Annotated in this window: 14 protein-coding genes; 5 read left to right on the top strand and 9 right to left on the bottom strand. The window is 61.8% G+C overall.

What is annotated here, in order from left to right; genetic code table 11:
* Nucleotides 1–162 precede the first annotated feature (162 nt).
* Both NKI16_RS04585 and NKI16_RS04580 read right to left on the bottom strand, forming a co-directional pair.
* Nucleotides 163–1269, bottom strand: coding sequence for an aldo/keto reductase (locus NKI16_RS04585; RefSeq protein ID WP_352568697.1), 1107 nt, complete (start codon nt 1267–1269; stop codon nt 163–165).
* 55 nt (nt 1270–1324) lie between these two features.
* Entirely contained in the window at nt 1325–1753 is a 429-nt protein-coding gene (locus NKI16_RS04580; RefSeq protein ID WP_352624878.1) for a nuclear transport factor 2 family protein, read from the bottom strand.
* A 114-nt stretch (nt 1754–1867) separates the two neighbouring features.
* Between NKI16_RS04580 and NKI16_RS04575 the strand changes: the two genes are divergently transcribed.
* Nucleotides 1868–2806 (top strand): LysR family transcriptional regulator, encoded by a 939-nt coding sequence (locus tag NKI16_RS04575; RefSeq protein WP_352624880.1) that lies wholly within the window; start codon nt 1868–1870, stop codon nt 2804–2806.
* On the opposite strand, the gene tsf is transcribed toward NKI16_RS04575, so the two are convergent.
* The 5 genes from tsf to NKI16_RS04550 all read right to left on the bottom strand — a co-directional run bounded on the left by tsf (nt 2807) and on the right by NKI16_RS04550 (nt 7435).
* A complete protein-coding gene (gene tsf / locus NKI16_RS04570) occupies nt 2807–3730 on the bottom strand; it encodes a translation elongation factor Ts (protein WP_352624882.1) in 924 nt (307 codons plus the stop codon). It abuts the gene before it with no gap.
* Between the two features lie 119 nt (nt 3731–3849).
* Complete coding sequence (rpsB, locus tag NKI16_RS04565; RefSeq protein ID WP_352624883.1) at nt 3850–4647, bottom strand: 30S ribosomal protein S2; 798 nt, start codon at nt 4645–4647, stop codon at nt 3850–3852.
* A gap of 204 nt (nt 4648–4851) precedes the next feature.
* The gene (locus NKI16_RS04560; protein WP_352624884.1) at nt 4852–5130 is read right to left on the bottom strand and encodes a DUF4031 domain-containing protein; all 279 of its coding nucleotides are present in this window, start codon (nt 5128–5130) and stop codon (nt 4852–4854) included.
* Nucleotides 5131–5173: 43 nt separating this feature from the next.
* Nucleotides 5174–6472, bottom strand: coding sequence for a lysophospholipid acyltransferase family protein (locus NKI16_RS04555; protein ID WP_352782838.1), 1299 nt, complete (start codon nt 6470–6472; stop codon nt 5174–5176).
* A 135-nt stretch (nt 6473–6607) separates the two neighbouring features.
* Nucleotides 6608–7435, bottom strand: coding sequence for a cell envelope integrity EipB family protein (locus NKI16_RS04550; RefSeq protein ID WP_023674927.1), 828 nt, complete (start codon nt 7433–7435; stop codon nt 6608–6610).
* A 138-nt stretch (nt 7436–7573) separates the two neighbouring features.
* On the opposite strand from NKI16_RS04550, the gene NKI16_RS04545 reads away from it, so the two are divergent.
* The 4 genes from NKI16_RS04545 (at nt 7574) to NKI16_RS04530 (ending at nt 10588) form a co-directional block, all read left to right on the top strand.
* The gene (locus tag NKI16_RS04545; RefSeq protein ID WP_352593436.1) at nt 7574–8038 is read left to right on the top strand and encodes a RidA family protein; all 465 of its coding nucleotides are present in this window, start codon (nt 7574–7576) and stop codon (nt 8036–8038) included.
* Between the two features lie 14 nt (nt 8039–8052).
* Nucleotides 8053–8781: a glycerophosphodiester phosphodiesterase gene (locus tag NKI16_RS04540; protein WP_352624887.1), complete on the top strand. Its 729-nt coding sequence runs from the start codon at nt 8053–8055 to the stop codon at nt 8779–8781.
* A gap of 40 nt (nt 8782–8821) precedes the next feature.
* Nucleotides 8822–10036 carry a GNAT family N-acetyltransferase gene (locus tag NKI16_RS04535; protein ID WP_352624889.1) on the top strand — a complete coding sequence of 405 codons (1215 nt, stop codon included), beginning with the start codon at nt 8822–8824 and terminating at the stop codon, nt 10034–10036.
* A gap of 120 nt (nt 10037–10156) precedes the next feature.
* Entirely contained in the window at nt 10157–10588 is a 432-nt protein-coding gene (locus NKI16_RS04530) for an HIT family protein (protein WP_023674923.1), read from the top strand.
* Nucleotides 10589–10682: 94 nt separating this feature from the next.
* Here the strand turns inward: NKI16_RS04530 and clpA are convergent, their stop codons facing one another.
* Together clpA and clpS are read right to left on the bottom strand one after the other, a co-directional pair.
* The gene (clpA, locus tag NKI16_RS04525; protein ID WP_352624891.1) at nt 10683–13151 is read right to left on the bottom strand and encodes an ATP-dependent Clp protease ATP-binding subunit ClpA; all 2469 of its coding nucleotides are present in this window, start codon (nt 13149–13151) and stop codon (nt 10683–10685) included.
* Nucleotides 13152–13157: 6 nt separating this feature from the next.
* Nucleotides 13158–13484: an ATP-dependent Clp protease adapter ClpS gene (clpS, locus tag NKI16_RS04520; protein ID WP_023674921.1), complete on the bottom strand. Its 327-nt coding sequence runs from the start codon at nt 13482–13484 to the stop codon at nt 13158–13160.
* Nucleotides 13485–13629 lie beyond the last annotated feature (145 nt).

The following is a 13629-nucleotide window of genomic DNA, read 5'->3' as shown; positions in this document are numbered from 1 at the left end:
CCCCGGGGGTTTGCGGGGCTCCCCCGTATTGTGGCCCTCGGAGGGGGGGGTGGGCGGTTTTGGGGGGCCCCCCAAAACCGGGGGCGGCCCAAAACACCCCGGGCCCCGCGTGCCCCCGGGGCCCCCGAGCCGGAAAGTTGAGATCGTGGACCGGGATAGCCGTCAGCTCACGCCGGCAAAAGTGCCTCGCATGAGCAGATCCGGCAGATAGCTTGCCGGCTTGCCGCCAACCGCCTGCCCACCGGTCAGGCCGCCTTGTATTTCAGGGCCGAAGAACGAATACGGAAAGGGCGTGACCGGCCGGCTCACCGCATCGAGCCGTGCCCGAAGATCTTCGGGAATGTCGAAATCAAGCGCGCCGAGATTGTCCTTGAGCTGGTCAAGCCTGGTGGCGCCGACGATGACGGACGCAATGCCTGGCCTGTTTGCCGTCCAGTTCAGGGCGACCTGGGCCATGCTGCGGCCGAGTTGGCCGGCAACCCTCTCCAGTTCGGCGACGATTTGCCAGTTGCGATCGGTGAATTTCTGGAAACCGGGATTGGTCGAACCACGCATTGTCTCCAGCCGGCCACCATCCTCGACGATTGTATCGAAACGGTATTTTCCGCTGAGCAGGCCGCTGGCCAATGGACTCCAGACCATGATTCCGGCGCCATAGCGCGTGCCGAACGGCACGAACTCGTGCTCGATGTTGCGCTCGGCCAGCGAATATTCGAGCTGAAGCGCCGAAACCGGTTCATAGCCGCGATGCTCGGCGACGGCCTGCGCCCGGCTTGCGTACCAGGCCGGCACGTCGGACAGACCGACATGCCGGATCTTTCCGGCGCGCACCAGATCGTCCAGCGTCCGCATCACCTCCTCCGGCGGCGTCAGCCTGTCCCAGGTATGGAGGATATAGAGGTCGATGTAGTCGGTGCCGAGCCGCTTCAGCGAACCGTCTATCGCCCGCAGGATGTTCTTGCGGCCGTTGCCCCCGGCGTTCGGGTTGCCCGGTTCGGCGTTGTAGGTGAATTTGGTACTGATCACCGCCTTGTCGCGCAGCCCACGCTCGGCGATGAATTCGCCGAGCCAGGTTTCGGCCGTGCCACCGGTATAGAGATCGGCGGTATCGAAGAAATTGCCACCGGCTTCGACATAGGCATCAACCAAGGCGCGCGCGGTTTCCTTCTCCGCGCCCCAGCCCCATTCCGTGCCGAACGTCATGGTGCCGAGCGCCAGGCGGGTGACACGCAGCCCGCTGTTGCCGAGCGTGTAGTAGGACATGGTCATGGATTTTCTCCTGAAGTTTGAAAAGCGGGATTGAGGTCTTGCCTGGGATACGCAGTCAGGCCTTGGCCAGCGCATCGACCACCACCTGGAAGCGGCGCGGATCGAAATAATCGTGGTAGGCGCTGATCAGACCGCTCTTGAAGTGGAAAATCGCAATATTGCTGTTGGTGTATTCAGTGCCGCCGATCAGCACCGCGCGGTTCTTGTACTCAACGACGATCGCGTCCGAATCCGCTGCCGGATAGATGGCTGTCAGCTGCGAATCGAAGGATTCGAAATTGCCGAAGAGGCCTCGGAAGGCCGCCAGGATCGCGGCCTTACCATCGATGCTGTTTCCAAATCCTGCCGGCGGGTAGAAGACAAGTATACGGCCATCTTCAGCCCAAAGGTCGCCCCATGCCTCAATGTCCTTGCGGTGCATCAGATCAAAGAATTTACGCACGGTCTCGAGATTACGGGTTCGTTCGGAATCGAGGTCGGTCATTAGACGTCTCCTTGGCTGCTCGGCGATTGCCATGTGATGCAGCCAAAGATGCGCCGTCCTTTCCCCACCGATAAGATTGCATTATCCGAATGGACTATGCGATATCATGCATGAATGGATCGCGATCTGCTTAGCCACCTACCTATAATCGTTGCCGTCGCGCGGCGTGGCGGCTTCGCGCCGGCAGCCGCCGAGCTCGGCATGAGCCCGTCAGCGGTCAGCCATGCGGTTCGGCTGGTAGAGGAGCGAATCGGCCAGCCGTTGTTTGCCCGCACCACGCGCAGCGTCTCGCTGACCGAGGCTGGCACCGCGCTTGTCGCTGCGGCGGAGCCGGCGCTGGAAGACATTGCCGACCGGATCGAACGTATCCGCTCTGTCATAGGCCGGGCAAGCGGACTGCTCAGGATCAACGCGCCGCGTTTGGCGCTGCCTCTGGCGCTGATGCCCATCCTGACGGCGATGGCGGAACGTTACCCTGACGTGACGGTGGAGATCGTCACCGACGAACGTCTGAGCGATATCGTCGGCGAGGGTTTCGACGCCGGCATCCGGCTGGGCGAGATGATCGCCGAGGATATGGTGACGGTGCGACTGACAGGGCCTTTCCGCAGCATCATCGTTGCCTCGCCGGCCTATGTCGGCCGGCGCGGGCGGCCATGGGCGTTGGCCGATCTCGCGGCGCACAACTGCATCGGCTATCGGCTGTTGCGATCACGTGCGCTCTATCGCTGGGATCTGTCCGATCAGGGCAAGGATATCAGCGTCGAGACACGCGGCAGCGTGGTCGTCAGCGATCCGCTGTCGGCAAGGGAAATGGCGCTTGCCGGCATCGGCCTCGCCTATCTGTTCGAGCCGCTTGTCAAGCCCGACATCGAGGCAGGCCGGCTGGTCGAAGTCCTTGGAGAGGCATCGATCGAGGAACCGGGACTGTTCCTCTATTTCCCGCGCCGCGCCGCGATGGCCCCGAAGCTCCGCGCCTTCATCGACACCGCGCAAGAAATCGGCCGGGCATCCTCGCGGATACCCGGCCGAAAAAGCCTTTCAAACGAATAGTTACTTCTTGACCGCTGCCGCGACTTCCGCCGCGAAATCGGTCTCTTCCTTCTCGATGCCCTCACCGAGCGCGAAGCGCAGATAGGCAGCGATTTTGGCTGGCGCGCCGATTTCGCTTTCGGCATCCTTCAGCGCCTTCTCGACGGTAATGTCGGGATTGAGCACGAAAGCCTGCTTGAGCAGCACGACCTCTTCATAGAACTTGCGCAAACGGCCTTCGACCATCTTCTCGATGATCGCTTCCGGCTTGCCGGACTGGCGCGCCAGGTCGGCGAAGATCGCCTTCTCGCGTTCCACTGCGGCCGGATCGAGCTCTTCGGTGGTCAGGGCCATCGGATTGGTGGCAGCGACATGCATGGCAACCTGACGGGCGAAGGCGTTGGCGGCATGCGCGTTGCCTGTCGTCTCGATGGCCACCAGCACGCCGAGCTTGCCAAGGCCGTCGGCGACCGCATTGTGAACGTAGGTTGCGACAGCGCCGTGCTCGATGGTGAGCTTGGCCGAGCGGCGGAAGCCCAGATTCTCGCCGATGGTGCCGACAGCGTCCTTGATGGTCTCGGCGACCGACTTGCCCGAGCCCGGATAGGGAGCGGCGGCAACGGCCTCGGTCTTGCCGCCATAGGCAAGCGCGACCTTCGCGACATTGGCGACGATCTCCTGGAACGCAGCATTGCGGGCAACGAAGTCCGTCTCGGAATTGACCTCGACGATCGCTGCCTCGCGGACGCCGGAATCTACGCCGATCAGGCCTTCGGCAGCGGTACGGCCAGCCTTCTTGTCGGCCTTGGAAATGCCCTTCTTGCGCAGCCAGTCGATGGCTTCTTCCATATTGCCGTTGGTCTCGTTCAACGCCGCCTTGCAGTCCATCATGCCCGCGCCGGTCAAGTCGCGGAGTTCTTTGACCTGTGCAGCCGAAATGCTCATTGTCGCCTCTTTGTCTAAATGCACTGACGCACCATCGATTTTCGATGATGCGCCTGGTGCCGGTAGCGCTTACCGCGCCAACATATTGGAAAGATGAAGGCCGCAGCCGGCCTTCGCTACTATGCTTCCGGGGTCTGGGCTGCCGGGCTCTCGGCGGCCGGGGTCTGATCGAGCGCCGGCTCGACCGGAGCCTCGACCGATGCGCCGATATCGACACCGAGCGCGCCCTGCTGACGGGCGATGCCGTCGATAGCTGCCTTGGCGATCAAATCGCAATACAGCTGGATGGCGCGGGCCGCGTCGTCATTGCCGGGGATCGGGAAGTCGATCTTGTCCGGGTCGCAGTTGGAATCGATGATGGCAACGACCGGGATGCCGAGACGCTTGGCCTCGAGAATGGCGATCGCTTCCTTGTTGGTGTCGATCACGAACATCAAATCGGGCGTCGAACCCATATCCTTGATGCCGCCCAGCGCCTTGTCGAGCTTCTCACGCTCGCGGTCGAGGTTGAGGCGCTCCTTCTTGGTCAGGCCCTGAGCCTCGCCGGCCAGCATTTCGTCGAGCTTGCGCAGGCGCTGGATGGAATTCGAGATCGTCTTCCAGTTGGTCAGCATGCCGCCGAGCCAGCGCGAGTTGACATAGTACTGGGCCGAGCGCTGCGCGGCATCGGCGACGATGTCGGAGGCCTGGCGCTTGGTGCCGACGAACAGCACGCGGCCGCCCTTGGAAACAGTGTCGGAAACCTGCTTCAGCGCCTGGTGCAGCAAAGGCACCGTCTGCGAGAGGTCGATGATGTGTATGTTGTTGCGGGCGCCGTAGATATAGGGCGCCATTTTCGGGTTCCAGCGGTGGGTCTGGTGGCCGAAGTGAATGCCAGCTTCCAATAGCTGGCGCATGCTGAAATCAGGCAGAGCCATTCTTATTTCCTTTCCGGTTAGCCTCCACGGACACAGGCATTTTTGGACTTTGTCCTCGAACGCCACCGGAGGTTTCAGCCGGATTTCTCCCGGGCAGACACCAAAGTCCGTGTGTGGAATGAGCGCGCATATAGAGGGGAAGCGAGACAAACGCAAGCGCTGTGGCGTCTTGCGGCTCAGCGTGCGGCGATCAGCGCACCGGTATCATCGCCGCATCTTCCCCCTCGGCACCCGCACACGCCGGAAAACGGCGACGATCTCCTCGCGGCTGCATTCGATGGCGCCTAACCGCACTGCGCGGTCACGCTCGAACCCGGTTATGTCATAATGCGGCGCCGATGTCTTGGGCGGCCCTTGATAGGACGAGCGCTTGATGCCGAGCTGCGCGGCGAAGCGATGCAGCTCGTCAGTATCGTCTGCCAGCAGATGACACCAGCGGTGGCCGATCCATTTCCAGATCGCCGCATCGACATAGACCGCCATGAGGCTTGCCGCACTCCTTCATCTTGCGCCGACCAACACGCCGCTAACGATGATAGAAGGGATTGGCATAGAAAATGAAGCCGCCGCCGGCCTCGAGTTGCGTCATCGTCCTGGTGACGGTCTCCTGCATCCGGTCGTGCAGTTCGGCGAGTGCCTCCTCGACGGAGCCTTGATAGGCGTGCAAGCCTAGCGGCTCCGGTACCCGGACGTAGGCGCGGCGTGGGCCTGCCGGCTGCGGCACGAAACGGTTGATCGTATCGCGCAGCGTACCCTTGCAATAATCGTTGCGGATCCGCTTCAAATGTTCGGCGATCTCCTCCTGCGTGATGCGCGGGTTGGCTGAAGCCCACGGCCCGACACGCTGCACGCGCTGGATTGTATCCGCCAGCATTCGGACCTGCTTCTGGCTTCCACTGCCATCCGTGTTTTCCCGCAGCCAGCGCCGCGAACGGCGCAAAAGGTCGGCATTGTCGAGCGTGCCGGCGTCGACCGAGACAAGTTCGGCAAGGCGACGGCCGAGTTCGGTCAACAGGTCCTTTTGACGTGCGTCATACGAAACCCGCTCATCGGACCGCAGGCCATATGCAGCCTCATCGCGCGACAGCAAGGTCGCATAGATATGATGGATGCGCTCCGGCAGCGAATCGGCGGCACGGCGTTCGATCTTCAGGCTGTGCTCGACATAGGCGCATTCCTTTGCCAGCGCTGCCTCGACATTCCCCGTGAAAGCAAGCTTCCAGATCACGGGCGCGATCCAAACCTTGAAGTCCGGATCCGTCAGGCGGCCGCGCTTCAGCGCCTCGAACCCCATTTCGACCGCGCCCGGCAGCAGCGGGGCAATGATGTTGGCATGCCAGCCGACACCGCCTTCGGGATGCAGGAGCACGCCGTGCCCCTTCAGCGCCCAGGCCACCGAATGTTCCTTGGCGGCCGCGCTGTTGCCCGGGATTTGCGCGATCAGATTGTTGGCCAACCAGAATTTCTGCATCAGCCGGCCAAGCCCGTTGACGACGCCGTGCGTGGCCCAGGATGCCGCCAGCGGGCTTACCCGCGAGACGACCTCCTTGTCGATCATCCAGTCGGTAAAGAATTCGGGATGGTTGGGCGTGATGAACGTCGCCTTGCCCGCGCCGCAACAAGCCTTCAGCCTTTGCCGGTCATTCTCCGGAAAATCGATGTGGCGGACATCGGCGACGCCGCGCAAACCGGCCAGACGGTTGAATGGCAACAGGTCGCGAAACCCCGGAACGCCGTGCAGCATGACAATCCGGTTGACGAATGTCATAGCGTTGATCAGCGTCGCATTGGGCCGCGGCGCCACAAAAACGTCGATCCTGCTCAACCTGCTCCCCCGCGGCGCATACCGTCATAAGACGTTGATAGGCAATTGCGGCATGCTCAAGTCGATGCGACTTGCCCCGCAAGATTAAGCGCTACCATCCCGGATAGCGGCCGGCGGCTTGCCGTTCACTCGAGCTTATTTAGACGGGCAGGTCTTTGGCTGATCGAACAGCGACAGATTGACCAATTTGCCGGTCATTGAGAACTCGCCATAGTCCATGACGAGATCGCGCGTGATGCCGTTCTTGTGCAGCTTGAAGCTGATCCGGTATTCCGGCACCTCCTCGCCGCCTTTGTCGGCATCATCGAAATAGGCGATGTCGACCGGCCAGTATTTGTCGGTGGCGAGCTTGGCCAGCGCCGGCGCTTCCGGATCGGCATTGTCGGCATCGGCTTGCTTGCCGACGACGACGGTGGTGGTCACCACCTTGTTGGCATCCTCAGAGCCGTCGAAAAGGTTGGTTTCGTAGAAACGCTCGCCCTTTTCCGCCTTGCCGATCATTTCGACCATTTGCTGGGTCGGGAACTGGGTCGGCGCGAGTTCCAGGCTGTTCTTCTCGGGCTTGTCGATATCGACCTTGAGACCGTTGGCTTCCTTCGTTGCGGTACCCTTGACCTCCTTGTCGAGGTTCTGGTCGACAAAGGATTTGTTCACGAAGGAGAAGGTCTTGCCCTCGGCATCCTCGAAGGTGGTCATCTGCTGGTCGGTCAGCCTGGTGTTGTCGCTGGTTACGATCTGGGTCACCAAACGGAACTTTACTGTATAGCCCTCGCAAGGCGAGCCGTTGAACTCGTAGACCATGCGGCCGGTGATGCCGGTAATACCGGAACGGTCTGAAGCCTTGTCGAGTGAAATGTCGTAAACAGCACGATGCGCCTGCAGCGCAGGCACCGCAAAAGCGGGAGCCGCCCAGGAAGCCGCTGTCAAGAGAACGGCGTTGAATGCGAGGCGCGTTGCGCGCATGGGGTGCTCCGATCATCGCGGCTAATGGCAGGCCGCATGGAAAGATGGTCCAGCTTAAAAAAAGTCGTGGCGGAAGCGAGGCAAAAATAGCAATTTCGGCCCGGCCTGCGCGGCACCTTCAAGCAATAGGGAAATAGCATGAGCGAAACAATCGAAAAGCGGCTAAGCGATCTCGGCGTGACGCTGCCGGCCGCCGCCGCGCCCGCCGCCAATTACGTGCCCTATTGCCGGACCGGCAATCTGCTGTTCACCGCCGGGCAGTTGCCGCTCAAGGACGGCAAGCTCCAGGCGAGCGGACTGCTTGGCCGCGATGTCGACACCGCGACCGGCAAGGAAGCCGCAAAATACTGTGCGATCAACATATTGGCCCAGGCTCAGGCGGCACTTGGCGATCTCGAGAAAATCCGTCGCTTGGTGAAGATCACCGTCTTCGTCGCCTCGGCACCGGATTTTGTCGAACAGCATCTGGTTGCCAACGGCGCCTCGGATTTTCTCGCCGCCGTGCTCGGCGATCGCGGCAAGCACGCTCGCTCCGCCGTCGGCACCGCCTCCCTGCCGCTTAATGCCGCAGTGGAAATCGAAGCGATCTTCGAAGTCGAATGACCGGGACTGCAACCATGACCGATCTTTCCTGGCTGACCGCCCGGCCCGTCGCCCATCGCGGCCTCCACGACATGAACAAGACGCGCTGGGAGAACACCCTTTCCGCCTTCGCTGCGGCGGCCGAGCGCGGCTACGCGATCGAATGCGATGTGCACCTATCATCCGACGGCGTCCCCGTCATCATCCACGATGGCGATCTGCGGCGGCTGACCGGCGAGGACGGCTTCGTGTGGCAGCGTACGGCTGCCGAGATCACGGCGCTGAAGGTCGGCGGCACCGCCGACCATTTGCCGACGCTGCAGCAGGCGCTTGATCTGGTCGACGGCCGTGTGCCGATGGTTGTCGAGCTGAAAGGTGCTGCCGGGCACGACGAAGGCCTGGTCGAAAGCGTCGGCAAGATGCTCAGGCATTACAAGGGCAAGACCGCGATCATGTCGTTCGACCATTGGCTGATCCGCGAGTTCCCGAAATATGCACCCGGCATACCCGGCGGGTTGACCGCCTACGGCAACGACAACCACCTGATCGAGGCGCATTTCGCCATGCTGGCGCATGACATCGCCTTCACCTCCTACGCTGCCGGCGACCTGCCGAACCGGTTCGTCTCCTTCGTGCGAGAGAGACTCGGCATGCCGGTGATCACCTGGACCGTGCACGACCAGCCTGCCGTCGACCTGACCTTCAAATATGCCGACCAGATGACGTTCGAAGGATTCGAGCCCGATCTGGTACGGCTCGCCTGAGCGGGCTTGTATGGGTCCGCAGCGAGCTTAAGTAAGCCTCATGGATCAAGGGGACGACTGCGAAAGACAAACGGCGAATGCGGAGCTGTCGATCCGCATCGCCGCAGGCATCGGCGCCTTTACCAGCGCTGAATGGGACAGCCTCGGCGGCACTACACGCGGCGATGCAGAATACGGCTACAACCCGCTTGTTTCATTCGCTTTTTTGAGCGCGCTGGAAGATTCCGGCTGCGCTGTTCGGCGCACCGGCTGGCAAGGCCATCACCTCAGGCTGGAAACCGCGCGAGGCAAGCTGCTCGGGGCGGTCCCCTGCTATCTGAAGTCGCACAGCCAGGGCGAATATGTCTTCGACCATGGCTGGTCGAACGCGTTCGAACGCGCCGGCGGGCGCTACTATCCGAAGCTGCAATGCGCGGTGCCGTTCACACCCGTCACCGGCCCTCGCCTGCTGGTCGGCAGGGGCGAGGACAGCCCCACCGTCAAGGCCGGTCTTGCGGCCGGCCTGAAGGCGGTGACGGATAAGCTCGGCGTGTCTTCCGCGCATGTTACTTTCGCGCCGGAGGACGACGTCCAGATATTGGCGGCGGCCGGCTTCCTTCATCGCACCGACCAGCAGTTTCACTTCTTCAACGAAGGCTTTTCGAGCTACGACGATTTTCTCGCAACGTTAGCCTCGCGCAAGCGCAAGGCAATGAAGAAAGAGCGGCGCGAGGCCCTCGCCGACGGCATCTCGATCGACTGGCTGACCGGCAAGGATTTGACCGAAAAGGCCTGGGACGACTTTTTCGCGTTCTACATGGATACCGGCAGCAGGAAATGGGGCCGGCCCTACCTCAACCGCGATTTCTTCTCGCTGATCGGCGAACGCATGGCCGACGACATCCTGCTGGTCATGGCCAAACGCAACGGGCGCTACATTGCGGGTGCCATCAACTTCATCGGTTCAGACGCGCTCTACGGCCGCAATTGGGGCTGCATCGAGGACCACCCGTTCCTGCATTTCGAGGTCTGCTACCATCAGGCGATCGATTTCGCCATCTCACGCAAGCTGAAGGTGGTTGAAGCCGGTGCGCAGGGCGAGCACAAGCTGGCGCGCGGCTACCGGCCCGTGACGATGCACTCGGCGCACTACCTCGCCCATCCAGGTCTGCGCAATGCAGTGGCCGACTACCTCCAACGCGAGCGGCGCGAAGTCGAGCGGATGAGCGAATATCTGGAAGAGCGCACCCCGTTCCGCAAGGACATGGCGGAGTAGAGCAGCGAGACCCACTCGCTCAGCCGAGCGGGCCGGCACAGCCGATGTCGACCGATCGTCTTGCCCGCCCGGAACAGCTTCGCTACACGAGACAGCGAGCCAAGAACCGGAGCGCGCGCCATGGCCGAAGCAACCTATGACAGCAGCAACATCTTCGCCAAAATCCTGCGCGGAGAAATCCCTTCGCATCGCGTCTACGAAGATGACGCGGTCATCGTCTTCATGGATGTGATGCCGCAAGGGCAGGGTCACACGCTGGTGGTGCCGAAAGCGCCGTCGCGCAACCTGCTCGACGCGGATCCGGCGGTGCTTGGCCCGCTCTTCGTTCACGTCCAGAAAGTTGCGCGGGCCGTAAAGAAGGCCTTCGATGCCGATGGCGTCACGGTCATGCAGTTCAACGAACCAGCTTCGGGGCAGACCGTTTTCCACCTCCATGTCCATGTCATTCCGCGCTTCGACGGCATTCCCTTGAAGCCGCACAGCGGACAGATGGAAAAGCCTGAAGTCCTGGCCGAAAACGCCGGCAAGATACGGATGGCGCTGGCAAGCTGAACCGGCGCAACCGCTCTGGCGGACGCCGGGCGGTTAACCGGAAGGTGTCATAAAAAAAGCCCCGTTGCCGGGGCTTTTTTGACTTGCGGATTCGTCAGTTCTTACGCGGCAGTTGCGGCACAAGGCTGCGCTTGCCGCCGTCCTTACCTTTGGGCTCCGGCTTCTGCGCCACCGCCTTTTTCGCGGCGGACTTCTTCGCCACCGCCTTCTTGGCCTTCGGCACGTCGTCCGGCTCTTCCTTCTTCGGCTTCACCGGCGCCTCGTCGGCGAGCGATTCGAGCTTCAGGCCGGTCTCGCCGGTTTCCTTCTTCTCGACGGTGACACGCACCGTGCCGCCCTTCTTGAGCTTGCCGAACAGCACTTCGTCGGCCAGCGGCTTCTTGATGTGCTCCTGGATGACACGGCCAAGCGGCCGGGCGCCCATGCGCTCGTCATAGCCCTTGTCGGCCAGCCATGCGATTGCATCCTGCGACAAGTCGAAGGTTACGCCACGCTCGGAAAGCTGCGCTTCCAGCTGCATGACGAACTTCTGCACCACCTGATGGATGACCGGCACCGGCAGCGAGCCGAACGGAATGATCGCATCGAGACGGTTGCGGAACTCCGGCGTGAACAGCCGGTTGATCGCCTCGACATCGTCGCCTTCGCGCTTGGTCGAACCGAAACCGATCGCCGCGCGCTGCGCATCGGATGCGCCCGCATTGGTGGTCATGATCAGGATGACATTGCGGAAGTCGATCTGCTTGCCGTTATGGTCGGTCAGCTTGCCGTGGTCCATGACCTGCAACAGGATGTTGAACAGGTCCGGATGCGCCTTCTCGACTTCGTCCAACAACAGCACGCAGTGCGGATGCTGGTCGACGCCGTCGGTCAGAAGGCCACCCTGGTCGAAGCCGACATAGCCGGGAGGCGCGCCGATCAGCCGTGAAACGGTGTGGCGTTCCATATATTCCGACATGTCGAAGCGGATCAGCTCCACGCCGAGCGAGGCGGCGAGTTGCTTGGCCACTTCCGTCTTGCCGACACCGGTCGGACCCGAGAACAGGTACGAGCCGATCGGCTTTTCCGGTTCCCGCAGGCCGGCCCGCGCGAGCTTGATGGCCGAAGTCAGCGCGGTGATCGCGGTGTCCTGGCCGTAGACGACGCGCTTCAACTCGATCTCGAGACCTTGCAGCACCTTCTCGTCGTCGGCGGAAACCGTCTTCGGCGGGATGCGCGCCATGGTGGCGATCGTCGCTTCGATCTCCTTGATGCCGATGGTCTTCTTGCGCTTGGCTTCCGGCACCAGCATCTGCGAGGCGCCGGTCTCGTCGATCACGTCGATCGCCTTGTCCGGCAGCTTGCGGTCGTTGATGTAACGCGCCGAGAGCTCGACCGAAGCCTTGATCGCCTCGCTCGTGTAGCGAACCTTGTGGAACTCCTCGAAATAGGGCTTGAGGCCCTTCATGATCTCGATGGCGTCCTCGACGGTCGGCTCGTTGACGTCGATCTTCTGGAAGCGCCGCACCAGCGCGCGGTCCTTCTCGAAGAACTGACGGAACTCCTTGTAGGTGGTCGAGCCGATGCAGCGGATCGCGCCGGACGACAGCGCCGGCTTCAACAGGTTCGACGCATCCATGGCGCCGCCAGAGGTGGCCCCTGCCCCGATCACGGTGTGGATCTCATCAATGAACAGCACGGCGCCGGGATAATCCTCGAGCTCCTTGACGACCTGCTTCAGCCGCTCCTCGAAATCGCCGCGATAGCGGGTGCCGGCCAGTAGCGTGCCCATGTCGAGCGCGAAGATGGTGGCATTGTGCAGCACTTCGGGAACGTCGCCCTCGACGATACGCTTGGCGAGGCCTTCGGCGATTGCCGTCTTGCCGACGCCGGGATCACCGACATAGAGCGGGTTGTTCTTGGAGCGGCGGCACAGCACCTGGATGGTCCGGTTGATCTCGCTCTCGCGACCGATCAATGGATCGATCTTGCCGGCCTTGGCCTTGTTGTTCAGGTTGACGCAATAGGCAGTCAGCGCGTCCTGCTGCTGCTTCTTCTTGCCGCCTTCCTCTTGCGGCTCGGCCCCGCTCTGGCCGCCTTGCTCGTCGTCGGCGCCGCGCGGCGTCCGCGTCTCGGAAGCGCCGGGGCGCTTGGCGATGCCATGCGAGATATAGTTGACCGCGTCGTAGCGGGTCATCTGCTGTTCCTGCAGGAAGTAAGCGGCGTGGCTCTCGCGCTCAGCGAAGATGGCGACGAGCACGTTGGCGCCGGACACCTCCTCGCGACCTGACGACTGCACATGGATCACCGCGCGCTGGATGACGCGCTGGAAACCGGCAGTCGGCTTGGAATCTTCATCGTAGCCGGTGACGAGGTTGTCGAGCTCGGTGTCGATATAGGTGAGGACCGTATGCTTCAACTCGTCGAGATCGACGTTGCAGGCACGCATGACGGCCGCCGCCTCGGTGTCGTCGATCAGGGCGAGCAGCAAATGTTCAAGGGTTGCATATTCATGGTGCCGCTCATTGGCGAGCGTCAGCGCTTGGTGAAGCGCCTTTTCCAGGCCTTGGGAGAAAGCCGGCATGTTACCTCACTTCTTCTCCATCACGCATTGCAGCGGATGCTGATTCTGTCGGGCGAAATCCATGACCTGAGCCACTTTGGTCTCGGCCACCTCGAATGTATAGACCCCGCACTCGCCCACCCCATGATTGTGAACATGAAGCATTATGCGTGTGGCGGCTTCGCGGTCCTTCTGGAAAAAGCGCTCCAGCACGTGGACCACGAATTCCATGGGTGTGTAGTCGTCGTTAAGAATGAGGACCCGATACAGACTGGGCTTCTTGGTCTTGGTTTTTGTGCGCGTGATGACGGCCGTGCCGCGACCGGCCTCATTGCCGTTGCTGCCGTTCTGCATTCGCACCACGTAGCTCGTGGCAGTCAAACCTGTAGTCACGTAGTCCTGCCTCTTTCGAATCCTCATGCATGCTCGACATGTAGGTGTTCGATGGACGATTTTAAGCCCTTCTGTTTAGCTGACAATATGGCTAGGTGGCCAAACT

Origin of the sequence: Mesorhizobium sp. M0698, assembly GCF_040320455.1 — a bacterium.
Classification (GTDB): Bacteria; Pseudomonadota; Alphaproteobacteria; order Rhizobiales; family Rhizobiaceae; genus Mesorhizobium.
The sequence above is the reverse complement of the archived record's forward strand: the minus strand, read 5'-3'. Positions and strand labels throughout refer to the sequence as shown.

Bases quoted from the DNA above. Each gene is read 5' to 3' on its own strand.
- NKI16_RS04560 (WP_352624884.1), bottom strand. From the start codon at position 5,130: ATGGCGGTCTATGTCGATGCGGCGATCTGGAAATGGATCGGCCACCGC.
- clpS (WP_023674921.1), bottom strand. From the start codon at position 13,484: ATGCAGAACGGCAGCAACGGCAATGAGGCCGGTCGCGGCACGGCCGTC.
- NKI16_RS04540 (WP_352624887.1), top strand. From the start codon at position 8,053: ATGACCGATCTTTCCTGGCTGACCGCCCGGCCCGTCGCCCATCGCGGC.
- NKI16_RS04575 (WP_352624880.1), top strand. From the start codon at position 1,868: ATGGATCGCGATCTGCTTAGCCACCTACCTATAATCGTTGCCGTCGCG.
- clpA (WP_352624891.1), bottom strand. From the start codon at position 13,151: ATGCCGGCTTTCTCCCAAGGCCTGGAAAAGGCGCTTCACCAAGCGCTG.
- rpsB (WP_352624883.1), bottom strand. From the start codon at position 4,647: ATGGCTCTGCCTGATTTCAGCATGCGCCAGCTATTGGAAGCTGGCATT.
- NKI16_RS04535 (WP_352624889.1), top strand. From the start codon at position 8,822: ATGGATCAAGGGGACGACTGCGAAAGACAAACGGCGAATGCGGAGCTG.
- NKI16_RS04550 (WP_023674927.1), bottom strand. From the start codon at position 7,435: ATGCGCGCAACGCGCCTCGCATTCAACGCCGTTCTCTTGACAGCGGCT.
- NKI16_RS04545 (WP_352593436.1), top strand. From the start codon at position 7,574: ATGAGCGAAACAATCGAAAAGCGGCTAAGCGATCTCGGCGTGACGCTG.
- NKI16_RS04580 (WP_352624878.1), bottom strand. From the start codon at position 1,753: ATGACCGACCTCGATTCCGAACGAACCCGTAATCTCGAGACCGTGCGT.
- NKI16_RS04585 (WP_352568697.1), bottom strand. From the start codon at position 1,269: ATGACCATGTCCTACTACACGCTCGGCAACAGCGGGCTGCGTGTCACC.
- NKI16_RS04530 (WP_023674923.1), top strand. From the start codon at position 10,157: ATGGCCGAAGCAACCTATGACAGCAGCAACATCTTCGCCAAAATCCTG.
- tsf (WP_352624882.1), bottom strand. From the start codon at position 3,730: ATGAGCATTTCGGCTGCACAGGTCAAAGAACTCCGCGACTTGACCGGC.